The organism is Candidatus Margulisiibacteriota bacterium (assembly GCA_041661965.1).
In the GTDB taxonomy this organism is placed as follows: Bacteria; Margulisbacteria; WOR-1; order O2-12-FULL-45-9; family XYB2-FULL-48-7; genus XYB2-FULL-45-9.
This window is the reverse complement of the sequence record JBAZTH010000002.1, coordinates 104,483-120,940: the sequence shown is the minus strand read 5'-3', so window position 1 is coordinate 120,940 and position 16,458 is coordinate 104,483. Positions and strand designations below refer to the sequence as shown.

The following is a 16,458-nucleotide window of genomic DNA, read 5'->3' as shown; positions in this document are numbered from 1 at the left end:
CCAGACGGTTAGTTTACAATTGTCGGTAGATGCGCAAATTCATTATTAACCGGCTCTTACAATTGATTCCTCTTTTACTAGGGATCTCTTTCCTCTCTTTTCTGGTCATGCACCTCGCGCCCGGCGACCCGACCGCTCTTTTTATCGACCCCAACATTGACCCGGTTGAATTAGCCAGGGTCAGGGCGAATTGGGGGCTCGATCAGCCGCTTTTTATCCAATACCTGGTCTGGCTAAAGAACGCTCTCCTGCTTGATTTTGGCCGGAGCTACACGACCGGCCTCCCGGTCATTGCCGAGATCGGGGAGCGGCTCCCCATGACCTTGTTATTGATGATTCCCTCTTTTATTTTAACCCTGCTGATCACAATTCCGGTCGGAGTTATCTCGGCGGTCCGTAAAAACTCCTGGTTCGATAATCTTTTTACCTTTTTCTCCTTTGCCGGGATGGCGATCCCGACTTTTTGGCTCGGTTTGATGCTGATGCTGGTTTTTTCAGTCCAATTGCATTGGTTGCCGGCGGTAGGAAACCTGGCTTTGCCGTTAATTACGATGACGATTGGGAGTTTGGCCGGGCTAACTCGCTACCAGCGGGGAGCGATGCTCGAAGTCCTTAATCAAGAGTACATTCGGGTCGCCCGGGCCAAAGGGTTACCGGAGCGGCTGGTGATCTTCAAACATGCTTTGCGCAATGCCCTCTTGCCGACGATTACAATCCTTGGCTTATCGCTTCCCGACCTTTTCGGTGGCGCCTTCGTGATCGAAACGATCTTTGCCTGGCCGGGGATGGGGCGGCTGGGGGTCCAGGCGATCTTCCAGCGGAACTATCCGACGATCATGGGGATCGTTATGGTCTCCGCAATCTTGATTATCGTTGGCAATCTCCTGGCCGACATCGCCTACGCGATCGTCGATCCAAGGATTAGATATGGGAAAAAATAAAGCGGCCAGGTTTGGCTTGATAGTAATGGGGCTGTTTTTCAGCCTAGCGATTTTAGCGCCGGTGATCGCTCCGTATTCGCCGGACGAGATCTCTTCGGTTGGGGCGACTGCCCCGTCATCGCAACACCTCTTTGGGACCGATGACCTGGGGCGGGATCTTTTGAGCCGTTCCCTTTATGGGGCTCAGATCTCTTTAACTGTCGGGATAGTTGCGGTCGTGATCTCTCTACTCCTTGGAACATTGGCCGGCGCGGTCGCCGGTTACTATGGCGGCTGGGTCGATGGCTTGATCATGCGGACGGTCGATGTGATGTTCGCTTTCCCGTCGATCTTTCTGATCCTGGCGATACAGTCGATGCTGACCCCGAATATCTACAACGTTATGGTCGTGATCGGCCTGACCTCCTGGATGGGTGTTGCCCGCTTAGTCCGGGGGGAATTCCTCCGGATCCGCCAACTCCAATATGTGGAAGCGGCCCGGGCGATCGGTTGCAGCGATTTGAGGATAATCTTCCGCCACATGCTTCCCAACGCCCAGGGGCCGATCATTGTCGCCGCGACCCTGGGGATGGCCGGAGCGATCCTCACCGAATCGGCCCTCTCATTTTTAGGGATGGGGGTTCAGCCGCCCATCTCTTCCTGGGGGAACATGTTGATGGATTCTCAAGCGTACATGCGCGATGCCCCCTGGATGGCGGTGATTCCCGGGTTGTTGATCATGATTACGGTCCTTTCCCTCTATTTTATTGGCGAAGGGATCAGGGAGACGTTGAGCCCTAAGGAACGGAATGCTGGAAGTTAAAAATTTGTCGGTTAATTACTACGTTGACGAAGGGACCGTGAAGGCGGTTGCCGGAGTTAGCTTTGACCTGAAAGAAGGGGAAATCCTGGGGGTACTGGGTGAGTCTGGGTCGGGGAAATCGACTTTGGGCTATGCTTTGTTGCGTTTGGTTGACCAACCGGGGAAGATTGTCGGCGGAGAGATTTTGCTTAACGGCCGTGATCTCCTCCTTTTACCGGAAGATGAATTGCGCCGGTTAAGAGGGGCGAAGATCGCCATGGTTTTTCAGGACCCGTTCGCCGCCCTAAATCCGGTCCTGACAATCGGTGAACAGATCATGGAGTCGATTATCCTGCACCAGAGAGCGACCCGGAGAGAGGCGAGGGGAAAAGCGGTTGAAGCGCTTCGAGCCGTCAAGATCGACCCCGCCCGGATCGATGATTATCCCCATCAATTTTCCGGCGGAATGCGGCAACGGGTCGTTATTGCCATGGCGCTCGCCTGCCGGCCGGAGATCCTGATTGCCGACGAGCCGACGACCGCCCTGGACGTGACGATCCAAGCGGAGATCCTGGCTTTGCTCCGGGAGATCAAAGCCCAATTTAATTTGTCGATAATTTATATTACGCATAACTTTGGGATCATTAAAGAACTCTGCGATCGGGTGGTGGTGATGCATAAAGGGAAGATCGTTGAAGCCGGGGAAACGCGGACAATTTTTGACCACCCGCGAGATGCCTATACCAAGAAGCTTGTCGATTGTTTGCGGGAGTTGAGATGATAGAGATCAGAAGCATAACTAAAAAATTTGGCGATCTTATCGCGGTCAACGACCTTTCCCTAACGATCAAGCAGGGCGAGACGTTGGGGTTGGTTGGCGAATCGGGTTCGGGGAAATCGACCCTGGCCAGGCTGATCCTGAAATTGATCGAACCGGATAGCGGCCAAATCGATTGCCAGGGGATCGATAATATCCGGCGGGAGTGCCAGATCGTTTTTCAGGACCCCCAGAACTCGCTTAATCCCCGGATCAGGGTGGGAGAGGCGATTGCCGAACCGATAGTCATCCATCGCTTACTCAACAGGTCAGCGATCAATGGCCGGGTTGCGGCTCTTTTAGAAATGGTGAAGCTTCCGGCCGGATATGCCAAACGATTCCCTCATGAATTGTCGGGTGGAGAGCGCCAACGGGTCGGGATCGCGCGGGCTTTGGCCGGGGAAGCGAAGTTCCTTATTTTGGACGAGCCGGTTTCGGCGCTGGATGTCTTTATTCAAGTCGAGATCCTAAAACTACTGAAAGAATTAAAAACTCGTCTCGGGCTGACTTATCTTTTCATCGCGCACGACCTGTCGGTCATTGGTTACCTAAGCGACCGGATCGCCGTGATGAAAGGGGGGCGATTGATCGAGTTGGGTGATAAAAAAACGGTCTTGACGACCCCGCGCGAAGAGTACACCCTTAAATTGTTGGCCGCGAGCCCCAGGTTTTAAGAGTTTTCCCCGAGCTGATAGCGGACGAACCGCCGCACGACGATGTTTTCGCCGATCTTAGCCAACAAATTAGCCAGTAGATCTTTAACGGCAACCTTCGGGTCCTTGACGAACGGTTGTTCCATCAAGCAGATCTCGCCGTAGAACTTTTGCAGACGGCCTTCCACGATCTTGGGGAGTGCGGCTTCCGGTTTCCCTTCTTCCTTGGTCTGGGCGGTCAGGATCTCTTTTTCCCGGGCGATAACTTCAGCCGGGACGTCTTCCTTGTTGATGTATTGCGGGCTGGAAGCGGCGATCTGCATGCAAAGGTCTTTCACGAAAGCCTGAAAGTCGATCCCTTGAGCGACGAAGTCGGTTTCGCAGTTAACCTCGATCAAGACCCCGATCTTCCCGCCGATGTGGATGTAGGAGTCAACCAGTCCCTGGCAAGCGGTCCGGCCGGCCCGTTTGGTCGCGGCGGCCATCCCTTTTTTCCGGAGGAGTTCGATCGCTTTATCAAAGTCGCCGGCTGTTTCGGTTAGCGCGGCTTTACAATCCATCATGCCGCACCCGGTTTTTTCTCTTAATTTAGTGATCATTTCAACTGTAATTGCCATTGGATTTCCTTTCTAAAAACCGATTCGCTTTTCTTCCTCTTCTTCTTTCGGCAGAATGATGTTGGCGAGCACTTTATCTTCCAGTTGCACTTCCTGGGAGAGCATCGCTTCTTCTTCCACTTCCAGCGGCACGGCGATCGAGTCAGTTGCCGCTTCACCTTCGAGCCCTTCGGTCGTGGTGGTCGTTTCGCGACCGGCCATGACCGCGTCGGCGATCAGTTTGGTGAGGAGCTTGATCGAGCGGATCGCGTCGTCATTGCCCGGGACCGGATAATCGACGTCATCCGGGTCGCTGTTGGTGTCGACGACGGCGATGACCGGGATGTTCAGCCGTTTGGCCTCTTTGATCGCGGTCTGTTCTTTGACGGTGTCGACCACGAAAACCGCGGCCGGCAGGCTGGTCATTTGGCGGATCCCGCCGAGGCCCCGGATCAGTTTCCGGTGTTCGCGTTCCAAGAGAATAACTTCTTTTTTCGGGAGCTTCTCGAAGGTCCCGTCTTCCTTCATTTTTTCGATCTCGTTCAGCCGGGCGATGTTCTTTTTGAGGGTCTTGAAGTTGGTGAGGGTCCCGCCCATCCAGCGCTGGTTGACGAAAAACATCCCGCAGCGTTTGGCTTCTTCCTCGATCACTTCTTGAGCTTGCTTTTTGGTGCCGATAAAGAGGATTGTGCCGGTGGCGACCAGCCCTTTGATAAAGCTAAAGGTCTTCTCGATCAAAGGGATCGATTTATGGAGATCAATAACATGAATGCCATTTCTCGCGGAGTAGATGAATTTTTGCATTTTGGGGTTCCAACGTTTGCTCTGGTGGCCAAAATGCACGCCAGCTTCGAGCAATTCTTTCATAGTAACGACAGCCATTAGGATCCTCCTTCTAGATATTTTTTACAGTCAACAAGGGATTAATTTTAGCATAGCACGTTATAAATAGCAAGAGATCGGGAGGGAAATTGTCAATTTTGATCGTTTTTGGCGATGAAAGTATCAGGCGGGGGGTTGTGCGGCCAGCCTAATTCGTCATAACTGATCGAAAAGTAGTGCGCCTGGGTCGAAGAATCGTTAACATTCGGGTGAAAAGCGTAATTGAAGCCCAACCCGGCCCAATTCAGGCTAAGTCCGGAGGTGAAGGTCGACCGGTCAAGCCCAAGCCGGAGGCTGATGATTTGATTCGGGGAGAATTCCAGGCCCAAATGAGCGGCCTGGGGGATGGACGGCTCAAAGCTGAAGTTGGAATCAATGGTCGCGATCAGGTCGCTACTGGAAACATAGGCGGCGGAATAACTGCTTCCCAGGAGATGGATTCTGGCGCCGCCCCGGATCAACGGAGTTAGGCGTTCCTTTTCGCCGTTTTGGTGGTTGATCGGGCTGAAAGCGAGGACATTTTGGGCGACGATCCCGAAACTCAACCATTCCAGGCTTTTTTGAGTGATCCCCAGGTCAAGATTGAGTCCGCTGCCGTTGGAATCCCGGTTTTCGGTCGCATCGATCATGTAATATTTGAGAGCGGCTCCGAAAGAAACCGATTCGTCGATCCGTTTGCCGATCGAAACGAAGGCGGCGCTTTTCCCGTATTGGGCGGTTTTGGTCAAGCGACCGATCGGGTTGCGTAATTCGATGTTCGAAACGAAGGCGCCGCAATAGCCGGCGCCGACCGAGGTTTGATTTCCAACGGGGAGGGCGCCGCCGACCAGAAGAAAGTTGACCTCTTCCATTAAAGAGCCGGACATGCTGGAAAACCGGAAGCCGGTTGTTTCGCTCAATGAGGCCGGGTTATTGAACATGGAGTCGGCGGTGTCGCTCCTGGCGACAAAAGCGTTCCCCATGCCGAGCGCTTGGGCGCCGGAACCGACCGCCAGCGGATCAAAGGAAGAAAGGGCGAGAACAGGGGATAAAAAAGCTGTAAGCTGTAAGCCGTAAGCGACAAATATAAATAAGAGGCCTTTTTTCATCGATTGATGACCCACGATTTCCCTTTTCCTACTCGTCCGCGGGTCTTATCGCTTAAGAAATAGAGATAGACGCCGCTGCCGACCAGTTCGTTCTGGTCGCTGTAGCCGTTCCAGCCGAAGCTGGTCGTACCCGCGTTCACGGCTAAATCGCGCTTCAGTAAGAGCTGGGCCGCCATATCATATATATATAAGGTGCCGTTAAAAGCGGTATCGGAAGTGCATTCAAAGGTCGTGGTTTGTCCGGCTTTAGGATTGAACGGGTTAGGGTAATTTATTATTGCTATGGTAAACAGAAAGACAAACAACCAGCTGATTTTTCTCATAAAAATCTCCTTGACCATATATCATACCAGAAAAAATAGCTATTATGCTATAATCTATTTTAGCGTGTCGATCAAGGAAAATATCACTTTAGTCCGGGAACGGATCGCGGCGGCGGCGGAAAAAAGCGGACGTTCCGCGACCGACGTGACCTTGCTGGCGGTCGTTAAGAATATCTCCCCTGAACTGATAGAGGAAGCCCTGGCTTGCGGCTTGACCGCGGTCGGCGAGAACCGGATCCAGGAAGCGACCCTCCATTATCAGGCCCTGGCGGCCAAATACCCTCAATTGCAGTGGCATTTGATCGGCCATTTACAACGGAACAAAGTTAGACAATCTCTTGACATGTTTGATATAATTCAGTCGGTTGATAGCGAGCGTCTGGTCGAAGAAATCGACGCGCGGTCGCCGCAAACCAACCGGTGGGCCGGCGCCCCCGTCCCCGTTCTGATCGAAGTTAATACTTCCGGTGAGCCATCGAAATTTGGCGTTGAATATTCGAAAGCGATCGCGCTTATCCGTTTTGCCGCCAAATTTCGATTGTCGGTTCAGGGCCTGATGACCATGGGGCCGTTAACCGACGATCAGGCCCTGGTCCGGTCCAGTTTCAGGAAACTAAGGGAACTGGCCGATCAGGTCAAGGAACTTGGCTTGCCGTCGGTTGAGATGCGTTATCTTTCCATGGGGATGTCGAGCGACTATGAGATCGCGATTGAAGAAGGGGCCAATCTGGTGAGGATTGGCCGGGCAATTTTTAAGGGAGGATAAAAGATGACAGATAATATTTTGATGCGGGCCAAGCGGTTCATCGGACTTGAAGGTGAAGATTTCGAAGAGATCAGCGAGAACACCCAGCAGGTCAAGCTGGACCACTTTATCCGGGTCAAAAAAGAAGCCCCGCGGACCGACGGCGATTACGAGATCGGCTTTTTTGAGCCGAAAATTTACGAAGATTCGTTGAATATCGCGACTAATCTTCGTTCCGGCAGCCCGGTCATTGTCAGCCTGAAGCATCTCGATCCGTCGGAAGGGACCCGCCTGATCGATTTCGTTTGCGGGACCGCTTACGCGATCGACGGCCATATGATGAAGATCGGCGACTCGATCTTTCTTTTTACTCCCAGTGCCATCCGGATCAATTCCAGCGAAGACCGCGGGAACATCGGCGAAGAGGTTGGGGAAAGCAAAAGAGACACTTTCTTTTCCCGATGAAAATAGCGTTTATCGGTTCCGGGAAAATGGCCGAGGCCCTGATCGCCCGCCTCACTTCCCACCGGATAATTATCGCCGATATTGACCGGTCCCGTCTAAAATCGTTGAACGGTAAATATGCCGCTAAGATTGCTTCGAATAATCAGCAGGCGGCAAACGCCGCTGAAGTCGTAATTCTCGCGGTCAAGCCGCAGCAGCTGGCCGGCGTCCTGGACGAGATCGGGGGGAATGGGGCCGGCAAACGGAATAAATTGATCATCTCGATCGCGGCCGGGATCCCGTTGGCTTATTTGCAAAAAAAGCTTCCCGGTTATCCGATCGTTAGAGTAATGCCGAACAACCCTTGCCTGGTCGGGGCCGGCATGTCGGCTTTAGCGAAGGGGCGGGGAGTGGCGCCGAAACAATTTAAACTGGCCGAATCGATCTTTAAACTGGTCGGGGAAACGGTCGTTGTGCCGGAAAAATTGTTGGACGCGGTCACCGGGCTTTCCGGTTCCGGACCAGCCTATATTTACGCCGTGCTGGAAGCGCTGATCGACGGGGGAAAGAAAGTCGGCCTGCCCGGTCCGCTGGCTAAAAAACTGGCGCTGCAAACTGTCTTTGGCGCTGCCCAGACCGCCAAGGAAAGCCGGATCGAACCGCGAGTTTTACGGGAAATGGTCACTTCTCCCGGCGGGACGACAATGGAAGGGTTGGCGGTCCTAAAGGCCCGAAAAGTTCAGGAAGCTTTTGTTGCCGCGGTTTCGGCTGCGACCCAAAAGTCAAAAGTCCTTAGCAAACGCTGGGCGATTTAACGCTCGTTTATTAACCGCATTTTATGGAGGGCAGTATGTCAGTTTTGATCGTCGGGACGATAGCGCTTGATTCTATTAAGACTCCGTTCGGAGATAAAAAAGATATTCTGGGCGGCTCGGCCGTTTACGCCGCGGTGGCGTCGAGCTTCTTCGCGCCGACGACCTTGATCGGTCCGGTCGGCAACGACTTTCCCAAAGAACACCTGGCCTTCTTAACGTCGCGGGACATTAACTGCAACGCTTTGCACAAGATCGACGGGCCGACTTTTCGCTGGCATGGTTACTATGAATATGACATGAACCAGGCCCACACCGTCGACACCCAGCTTAATATTCTGACGCAGTTCGACCCGGTTATTCCGGCCGGACTGCGGGACACCCCTTATGTTTTTCTGGCCAATCTTGACCCCGAGCTGCAACTCAAGGTCATCGCCCAGCTGAAAAAACCGAAAATGATCGTCGCCGACACAATGAACTTCTGGATCGATTCGAAACGGGACGTTTTGCACAAGCTGATCAAGCAAGTCGACCTGATGGTCATGAACGACGGCGAGATCCGCCAGTTTATGGAAACCCCGAACATTCCGCTGGCTGCCCGGCGCCTGATCGAACTCGGCTGTAAAGGCGTGATCGTCAAAAAAGGCGAGCATGGCGCGCTCTTCTTCAGCAAAGACGGACATTTTGCCGCGCCCTCTTATCCGCAAGAACAACTGCGCGATCCGACCGGAGCGGGGGATACTTTCGGCGGCGCTTTGATCGGTTATCTCGCTAAAAGCGACGATTGCGGTCCGGAGAACATCCGCCGCGCGGTCGTCATCGGGTCGGTCATGGCCTCGTTCAACGTCGAAGATTTTAGTCTCGACCGGATGAAAAGCCTCAAACCAAAAGAGGTCCGCGCCCGGTTCGAGGAGATCAGGAAGTGCGCTTGTTTCAGCGAGTTGGCCGAATCACACTGGGAATAAAAGGAGCAATAAAATGTTAGATGAGTTGAAAAAGATCGGTAGTTTAATGTTTCGGGAAGGGTTGGTCAGTTCGCACGTCGGCAGCATGAGCGTGCGCCATGGAGAGAAGATCTATATTACCAAGCGGGACGTGATGCTTGGTGAATTGCAGGACGGCGATATCGTGGAAGTCGACCTGGCCGGCGAGCTTGGCGAAGCTTCAATTGAGTTGCCGGCTCATCGGGCGATCTACCGCGAGACCAAAGCGCTGGCGATCATTCACGCTTATCCGGTCAGCGCGACCGCGATCTCGATCACCGATAATAAAGTCGTGCCGCAAGACGGCGAAGGGCTCCGCTTGTTCCATTCGGCGGCCATCGTCCGTTCCCACCAGGCGGTCGGTTCCGACGAAACTGTCCGGCTTCTCCCGTCGTTCCTGCAGGGGACCAACGTCGTGGCGGTCGTCAAGGGGCAGGGGAGTTTTGCCATCGGCAAAACACTGGAAGAAGCGTATAAGTTTACCTCGGCGCTGGAAAGTTCCTGTAAGATCCTTATCGCGATCAGGTCGTCCGGCAGTCGCCCGGCGCCGGCGGTCAGCATCAGTAATAATCCCAATCGGGACAAGCCGACTCAACGGCGGAGCGCCATTCCCCCGGGTATCGGGGTGATGGACCGGAGCCGTTACCATAAACGATGAATGAGCTGATTCAAAAGGTCCTTAGCTACAATCCCAGCGCCAACATCGAATTGCTGAAGAAAGCCTTCGCCTTTGCCGAAAAAGTCCACACCCCGCACAAACGGCTCTCCGGTGAATCGTACATTATCCATCCGCTCGCCGTCGCTAATATCCTGGCCGATCTCGAACAGGAAGTGGAAGTGATCGCCGCCGCTTTTTTGCACGACGTTGTCGAGGACGCCAGCGTTACTTCCGAGGAGTTGGCCGAGCAGTTCGGTCCGGAGATCGCCAAATTGGTCGAAGGGGTGACCAAGCTTAGCCAGTTTTCTTTTGTTTCCCGGGAAGAGCGTCAGGCGGAGAATTTCCGGAAAATGTTCGTGGCGATGGGGGAAGATTACCGGGTTATCGTTATCAAACTGGCTGACCGCCTCCACAATATGAAGACCCTCCAGTTCCTCTCCCCCGAAAAACAGCAGGAAACGGCGCTCGAGACGAGGGAGATCTTCGCGCCGCTCGCCCATCGGATGGGGATGTGGCAGATCAAATGGCAGCTTGAAGATCTGGCTTTTCGCTATCTTGAACCGGAGCCTTACCAAATGGTCAGGGAGAAGGTTTCTTTGCGGTATGGCGAGCGGGAACAATACATCAATGAATTTATCGTCCAATTAAAGGAGCTGGTCAACTCGGTCGGCATTCAGCCGGAAATAAAAGGGCGGGCCAAGCATTTTTTCAGCATCCACCGGAAAATGGTCGAACAGCGGCTCGATTTCGAAGAGATCTACGACCTGTTCGCCGTCCGGGTGATCGTCGACAAACTTAAGGACTGCTATGTCGTCCTGGGGCTGGTCCACGACGCCTGGAAACCGATTCCCGGCCGCTTCCGGGATTATATCGCCATGCCGAAATCGAACGGCTACCAGTCGCTCCACACGACGGTCATTGGCGCGTCCGGCCGCCCGGTCGAGGTCCAGATCCGGACCCGGGAGATGCACCGGATCGCCGAATACGGTGTCGCCGCCCACTGGCGTTACAAAGAAGGTTCGTCGACCGATAAACTGCTCGACCAGAAGATGGCCTGGCTCCGCCAGATGCTGGAGTGGCAGAGCGAGCTCAAAGACGCCAAGGATTTTATGGAAAGCCTGAAGATCGACCTGGTGATGGAAGAGGTCTTTGTTTTTACCCCGAAAGGCGATGTCTTTAATATGCCGATCAACGCCACGCCGGTCGATTTTGCCTACCGGATCCACACCGAGGTCGGCCACCGCTGTGTCGGGGCCAAGGTCAACGGTTCGATCCTGCCGCTCGATCATCCGCTCCAGCAAGGGGATATCGTCGAAATAATCACCGGAAAAAAAGACAACCCGAGCCGCGACTGGCTCGGCTTTGTGAAGACCGCCGGTGCCCGGGTCAAGATCAAGAATTGGTTCAAGCGTCTGCGGCTGGCCGAAGAAAAAGAAATGCCGCCTCCACCCGAGCCGCCTAAAAAAGAGGTCCCACCACCAGTTACCCGCAAGCCCCGCCGCGGCAAAGGGAAGAGCCCGATTGTCGTCGCCGGTCTGGAAAATATCCTGGTTAGGATGTCGAAGTGCTGTTACCCGATTCCGGGAGAGGAAATCATCGGTTTTGTCACCCACGGCCGGGGGATCGCCATCCACCGGAGCAACTGCAAGAACGTCGTCCGTCACGAGATCATTCCCGATAAGGTGGTTAAAGTTGTTTGGGAAAAGAACGTTGACCAGTTTTTCCCGGTCCAAATCGAAGTGGAGGCGTTTGACCGGGTCGGGGTCTTGAAAGATATCCTGGAGCAGATCTCCGAAACCGGGACCAATGTCGCCACTGCCAAGATCTCGACTAAAAGAGGGACCTTTGCCGTCCTGCTCCTGACCGTTGACGTCCGGAACACCGAGCACCTCGGCCGGGTCGTCGCCTCGATCAAAAAAGTGACCGACGTCTACACCGTTAAACGGAAATAGCCCGCTTTTTTTGTTGATTTGAAATTAACTGAAATTTATTGAAAACCCCCCCGACAATGATTTGTCAGTAATCAGGCGTTGCGTATAAGGAGTAATCAATGAAAATCAACTTTGTCCCTCAAAGAACGGTGTCTTATGTCGCGTCAAAACCCCAAGCTCTCGAAAGAGCGAAACTTGGCCTCGCCTCGAATGCCGCTAAATTAATAAAATTAAACGGAGTTCTGATTGAACAGTTTCCTCAAGCAGAGCGTGCCGCTCACGCCTTGGAAGTTCTGGCGGCGGCGAAAAGGATCCGCGCTTCGTACGCTTCTTTTTTTGCCGGCTTATTGGACCGGTTTCAGTCAAAGATATTTCCTGTTCGAGTAAGCAATGCGGTTGTTCTCGATGCCAAGAAATCAGTTGTTGACCTTGGCCTGAATCTTCAAGGGGTACTTAACAGCGGCCTGATCAGGCACCTCGGCGAATTTAAAGGGCTCTTGGATGACAGTTTGTGTTCGGGCGGAAAAATGCCGGACCGGCCGAAAGGCTTATCAACGGAAGACGTAAGAGCCTTAAGCGAGGCGCATAGCATTATCCGGGATTTAGTTGACGATATCGCCAGTCGATAATAAAAGCGAAGATTGGAGCGTAAGTAAAAATTATGACGATTGTAACAAAGTATCCGTCGACCTGGAATCGTTTGATGATAAACAGGGCCCAGAAGTTAGAGGGTTTGCGCGCCGGCGGCGTCGATCCTTTCCGTCAAACCAAATTTGTCCGCACCCATCTTGCCGCTGAAATAAGCAAGGCTTGCGCCGGCCTGGAAAATGAGGCGGCTTGGCCAAAAGAGGTGGTTGTCGCCGGTCGGATCATGGCGATAAGAAACTTTAAGCGGCTTGCCTTCATCCACCTCGAAGATGAATCCGGCAAGCTCCAAATTATGCTGTCGGTCGACAAGCTCGGCCCGGCTGAATTCGAAAAATTCGCTAAATTCATTGAGGTCGGCGATTATTTAGGGATCAGCGGGGACACCTTCAGGACCAAAACCGGAGAAGTTACTTTAGGGGCCGAAAGTTTTACCGTGCTGGCGAAGGCCTTGCGGCCTCTGCCGGAGAAATGGCGCGGCTTGCAGGATGATGAAGTCCGCCAGCGGCAAAGATATTTAGATCTGGCCTCGAGCCCGGCGGTCAGGGAGCGGTTTCGGCAGCGCAGTCAGGTCGTCTGGCTGATGCGGGAATATCTGCACAACAATGGTTTTATGGAAGTTGAAACCCCGATCCTGCAAGAACTGCACGGTGGGGCGGCCGCCCGTCCTTTTGTTACTCATCACAACGCCCTGGACATGGAATTATATCTGCGGATCGCCACCGAACTCCATCTTAAAAGATTGATCGCCGGCGGCTACGAGCGGGTGTTTGAAATCGGCCGGGTCTTTAGGAACGAGGGGATCGATCGAAGGCACAATCCGGAATTTACTTCCATGGAAGTCTACTGGGCTTACGCCGACTATGAGGACATGATGCGGCTGACGGAACAATGCGTTTCTTCCATCACCAGCGGGATTCATGGGCGAACCCGGGTTGATTATCAGGGGACGCCGATCGATTTTACCCCGCCCTGGAAGCGCCTGACCATGGAAGAGGCGGTGGCGCAAATCGGCGGGGTAGAGACCATGGGGATCAGCACCGAGAAACTGCGGGAAATCGCCTTGCAGAAAGGGATTCCTCTGGAAGATTCCCTGGGGAGAGGCTGGATCATTAATACCCTTTTTGAAGTACTTGTCGAAAAACAACTAACCCAACCTACGTTTGTTTACCGCTACCCGGTTGAAACGACTCCGCTGGCGAAACGGTCTCCCGACGATCCGAACTACGTTGACCGGTTTGAGGCCTATGTTGCCGGCATGGAGCTGGCCAACGCTTTTTCAGAGCTCAATGATCCGCTCGATCAGCGGGCCCGGTTTGAAGAGCAAGCCGCGAAACTGGCCGGTGGCGACGAAGAAGCCCAGCCTTTTGACGAAGATTTTATCCAAGCGATCGAGATCGGCATGCCGCCGACCGGGGGCTTAGGGATTGGGATCGATCGATTGGCCATGGTCCTGACCGATTCACCTTCGATCAGGGACGTTGTTTTGTTCCCGACGATGAAGCACAAAGAAAAATGATCAAATGGAGGTAATAATATGGCTGGGATAGTAACAGGTCCAAGGGCGAGAGTAATTCAGGTTCCGCGCGAGGTCATGCACTCTTATGAAAGAAGGACCGCCTTGACGCCGCCGGCAGTCGCTGAATTGATCCAAAATCATCAGTTAAGTGTTGAAATTCAGCGGTCCCCTTTGAGAATTTATCCCGCGCAATTGTATCGAGACGCGGGGGCGCGCATTGTTACCGAGTTGCACCCAGAAGAACAGCTTTTGTTCGGAGTGAAACAAATTCCGGCGGATGTTTTTAAGCAGGACGGGGTTTACGTGTTATTCGGCCACGTTACCAAAGGCCAGCCGGAAAATATGTTCATGCTGCAGCATATTTTAAACGCGCGAGCGACCTATATAGATTATGAATATATTGAAAATGATAAAGGCGAACGGTTGGTCGCGTTCGGTCGATTTGCCGGGATCGTCGGCATGACCGACACCTTGCATCTTTTAGGCAGAAGACTGCGGGAAGTAATGGGGATCGACAACCCGTTCTCTTCGGTCAAGCGGGCGTTTGATTACAAAGGAGAAGACGCGATTGACCAGATAAAAGCGCAGATGAAACAAATTGGCGATTCGATTGAACGGAACGGGCTACCGTCCAACATAGCGCCAATGATTGTCGGCTTTACCGGCGGTACTGGCCGCTGTAATCAAGGGGCGCTGGAAATATTTAATGCGCTGGGCGCGAAAAGAGTATCACCGGGCGATCTGCTAAATCCGGGTATTCTAGCATCACTTTCTAAGAATGAAGTTTACAGCGTGGAGTTTGACCGGGCTGGTTTTAACGGAAGATATCAAAGAAAAGACGGCACGCCCGGATCAGATCTGGATTTAGAGAAAGACCCGGAAGCGTACGAATCAACAATGGGGAAATATCTTCATCTGCTGACGATTTTTATGAACGACGCGAAGTGGCTGCCGGGCCAACCGCCTTTGATTACGAGAGAGATGCTCGCGTCAGTTTTGAGCAATTCTCAAAATCGCTTGATCGCGGTCGGTGACGTCGGCTGCGACGTTTACAATAACGACACCAAAAATGGACCGATGGAATGCACCCTTAAGGGGACCAAGCCGGAAGATCCGTTTTACGTCTACAATCCAAAAACCGGCGGCATCGTCATGGGGATCTCGGAAGCGGAGGGGATCTTGGTTAACGCGGTAGAGACCATGCCTTGCGAATTGCCCGCGGTCGCGGCGGCGCAGTTTAGCCGGATGCTGTTGCCGTTTGTGCCGAACATCGCTCGAACGAATTACGGTCTGCCATTTTCCTTGGCCGCCGACTCACTGCCGCCCGAGATTCGCCGCGCTGTTATCGTTTGGCGGGGAGAATTTACCCCCCGATACGCGGATAACCGGGTGATGCTTGATTCGCTGGTTAAAAATGGCGGCGAACTAAAGGATGAAAACGACGTTAACGTCTAGTTCTGGCGCGCGTTATTTTAATGATGCTTCCCAGCGGCTTAAAATATCGGTCACGCAAAAACTGGAGGATGATGAGCGGCGGGCGACGCAGCCGCCCCGGCAAATCTCCAGAACATCGCAGGGCCGGCAAGAATCAGGCGGTGCCTTAATCTCGGCGAGGTCTTTGCCAACCAGGGTTGGACAGAAAACCCGGCGTTCCTGCGGCAGCAGAAGGGAGAACGATTCGGGACGGTCGATCATGGGGCAAGGGTACTTGGAGGCGAAATACGGGTCCCGGTCCATTCCCAGCTGGTAGCGGAACATGCCTCTTGAGTAATAATTCGGACCGAAAGTTGCCGAAGACAAAAGCAGTTTGATCTTCTCGCGCGGCCATTTAATTCTGGCGTCGATGAAGGCCAGGAGCAAGCGGTCGAAATCTTCCCTTGTCGCGCCACCGTTTTCCGAAGCGTTTCCCAGCGGCAAAGTCAGCCGAAAATTCAGAGTGTCGACCCCAAAATCAGCCGCCTCTTTTGCCGCTTCCAGAACGACCGCCGGTTCCCGCGGATCGATTTGACAGAATAAGCCGACCGTAAAAGGCCGGACCTTTCCCTGGCGGCTGAATTCTGCCAGGCCGCGAATGGTATTTTTTACGGCGTTATATCTGTCCCGGCCATGAATGGAATATCTCCCCAGCGGCAGAAAACTGATCACCATCTGCCGCAGACCCGAACCGGCGATGGCGTTAAGCTGATCGGGCCGGAAATTCCTGACCCCGTTGGTGATGGCGAACGTTTCTTCGGCGAGAGTCATTAGCGCCAAAGAATGTTCGAAGATCCGGTGGTTGAAATTGAGCTCCTTGGGATAAATTTTCACTTGGAAACCGTTTTCTTTAGCCCGGGAAATTTTAGTTTTGGCTTTTTCCCAGTCGATATTCGACGTCGGTTGGTCGCCTGGATCGAAGAAGCAAAAATCGCAGGCTTGATTGCAGGGGGTGTTTAGAATGAAGTAGGCCAGGGGCGAAGTCCGGCGTTTTTGCAACCGGTCTTGAAACGAGGCAACTGAACCTTCCCGGGTCGCGAGCTTTACTCTGCGGTCGAGAGAAACTCCCAAGTAGGGAGCGATAAGGCGATATTCGGGCGGCGTTAAGGTGCGTCCGGCAACAAGGATGTTTCCTGATTTACGCGCCGCGCCCGCTAAAAATGACAT

The 16,458-nt window shown here is 53.4% G+C and carries 18 protein-coding genes; 13 read left to right on the top strand and 5 right to left on the bottom strand.

Annotated features, from left to right (window positions below; genetic code table 11):
- Positions 1-29: 29 nt before the first annotated feature.
- The 4 genes from WC772_03440 to WC772_03425 are packed head-to-tail and all read left to right on the top strand — an operon-like array spanning position 30 to position 3,213.
- Positions 30-941 carry an ABC transporter permease gene (locus WC772_03440; GenBank protein ID MFA6169807.1) on the top strand — a complete coding sequence of 304 codons (912 nt, stop codon included), beginning with the start codon at positions 30-32 and terminating at the stop codon, positions 939-941.
- Positions 928-1,743 carry an ABC transporter permease gene (locus WC772_03435; GenBank protein ID MFA6169806.1) on the top strand — a complete coding sequence of 272 codons (816 nt, stop codon included), beginning with the start codon at positions 928-930 and terminating at the stop codon, positions 1,741-1,743. Before WC772_03440 ends, WC772_03435 begins: the two co-directional genes overlap by 14 nt.
- Positions 1,730-2,503, top strand: a complete 774-nt coding sequence (locus WC772_03430) for an ABC transporter ATP-binding protein (GenBank protein MFA6169805.1) — start codon at positions 1,730-1,732, stop codon at positions 2,501-2,503. Before WC772_03435 ends, WC772_03430 begins: the two co-directional genes overlap by 14 nt.
- A complete protein-coding gene (locus tag WC772_03425) occupies positions 2,500-3,213 on the top strand; it encodes an ATP-binding cassette domain-containing protein (GenBank protein MFA6169804.1) in 714 nt (237 codons plus the stop codon). Before WC772_03430 ends, WC772_03425 begins: the two co-directional genes overlap by 4 nt.
- On the opposite strand, the gene tsf is transcribed toward WC772_03425, so the two are convergent.
- The 4 genes from tsf to WC772_03405 form a co-directional block, all read right to left on the bottom strand.
- Positions 3,210-3,809: a translation elongation factor Ts gene (gene tsf, locus WC772_03420; protein MFA6169803.1), complete on the bottom strand. Its 600-nt coding sequence runs from the start codon at positions 3,807-3,809 to the stop codon at positions 3,210-3,212. The genes WC772_03425 and tsf overlap by 4 nt on opposite strands.
- A gap of 12 nt (positions 3,810-3,821) precedes the next feature.
- A complete protein-coding gene (rpsB, locus tag WC772_03415) occupies positions 3,822-4,670 on the bottom strand; it encodes a 30S ribosomal protein S2 (GenBank protein MFA6169802.1) in 849 nt (282 codons plus the stop codon).
- A 92-nt stretch (positions 4,671-4,762) separates the two neighbouring features.
- Complete coding sequence (locus tag WC772_03410) at positions 4,763-5,758, bottom strand: hypothetical protein (protein ID MFA6169801.1); 996 nt, start codon at positions 5,756-5,758, stop codon at positions 4,763-4,765.
- Positions 5,755-6,081, bottom strand: a complete 327-nt coding sequence (locus WC772_03405; GenBank protein MFA6169800.1) for a T9SS type A sorting domain-containing protein — start codon at positions 6,079-6,081, stop codon at positions 5,755-5,757. Before WC772_03405 ends, WC772_03410 begins: the two co-directional genes overlap by 4 nt.
- Before the next feature lie 64 nt (positions 6,082-6,145).
- Here WC772_03405 and WC772_03400 point away from each other — a divergent pair, with 64 nt between their 5' ends.
- The 9 genes from WC772_03400 to WC772_03360 all read left to right on the top strand — a co-directional run bounded on the left by WC772_03400 (position 6,146) and on the right by WC772_03360 (position 15,273).
- The gene (locus tag WC772_03400) at positions 6,146-6,847 is read left to right on the top strand and encodes a YggS family pyridoxal phosphate-dependent enzyme (protein MFA6169799.1); all 702 of its coding nucleotides are present in this window, start codon (positions 6,146-6,148) and stop codon (positions 6,845-6,847) included.
- 3 nt (positions 6,848-6,850) lie between these two features.
- Positions 6,851-7,291 carry a cell division protein SepF gene (gene sepF, locus WC772_03395; protein MFA6169798.1) on the top strand — a complete coding sequence of 147 codons (441 nt, stop codon included), beginning with the start codon at positions 6,851-6,853 and terminating at the stop codon, positions 7,289-7,291.
- Positions 7,288-8,085 (top strand): pyrroline-5-carboxylate reductase, encoded by a 798-nt coding sequence (gene proC / locus WC772_03390; GenBank protein MFA6169797.1) that lies wholly within the window; start codon positions 7,288-7,290, stop codon positions 8,083-8,085. Before sepF ends, proC begins: the two co-directional genes overlap by 4 nt.
- A 35-nt stretch (positions 8,086-8,120) precedes the next feature.
- Complete coding sequence (locus WC772_03385) at positions 8,121-9,047, top strand: PfkB family carbohydrate kinase (GenBank protein MFA6169796.1); 927 nt, start codon at positions 8,121-8,123, stop codon at positions 9,045-9,047.
- A 13-nt stretch (positions 9,048-9,060) separates the two neighbouring features.
- Positions 9,061-9,723, top strand: a complete 663-nt coding sequence (locus tag WC772_03380; GenBank protein ID MFA6169795.1) for a class II aldolase/adducin family protein — start codon at positions 9,061-9,063, stop codon at positions 9,721-9,723.
- On the top strand, positions 9,720-11,675 hold the full coding sequence (locus WC772_03375) for a bifunctional (p)ppGpp synthetase/guanosine-3',5'-bis(diphosphate) 3'-pyrophosphohydrolase (protein ID MFA6169794.1): 1,956 nt from the start codon (positions 9,720-9,722) through the stop codon (positions 11,673-11,675). Before WC772_03380 ends, WC772_03375 begins: the two co-directional genes overlap by 4 nt.
- 98 nt (positions 11,676-11,773) lie before the next feature.
- Positions 11,774-12,283: a hypothetical protein gene (locus WC772_03370; GenBank protein ID MFA6169793.1), complete on the top strand. Its 510-nt coding sequence runs from the start codon at positions 11,774-11,776 to the stop codon at positions 12,281-12,283.
- Between the two features lie 74 nt (positions 12,284-12,357).
- On the top strand, positions 12,358-13,818 hold the full coding sequence (gene lysS, locus WC772_03365; protein MFA6169792.1) for a lysine--tRNA ligase: 1,461 nt from the start codon (positions 12,358-12,360) through the stop codon (positions 13,816-13,818).
- A gap of 18 nt (positions 13,819-13,836) precedes the next feature.
- On the top strand, positions 13,837-15,273 hold the full coding sequence (locus WC772_03360; GenBank protein MFA6169791.1) for a hypothetical protein: 1,437 nt from the start codon (positions 13,837-13,839) through the stop codon (positions 15,271-15,273).
- Between the two features lie 12 nt (positions 15,274-15,285).
- Here the strand turns inward: WC772_03360 and WC772_03355 are convergent, their stop codons facing one another.
- A complete protein-coding gene (locus tag WC772_03355) occupies positions 15,286-16,458 on the bottom strand; it encodes a hypothetical protein (protein MFA6169790.1) in 1,173 nt (390 codons plus the stop codon).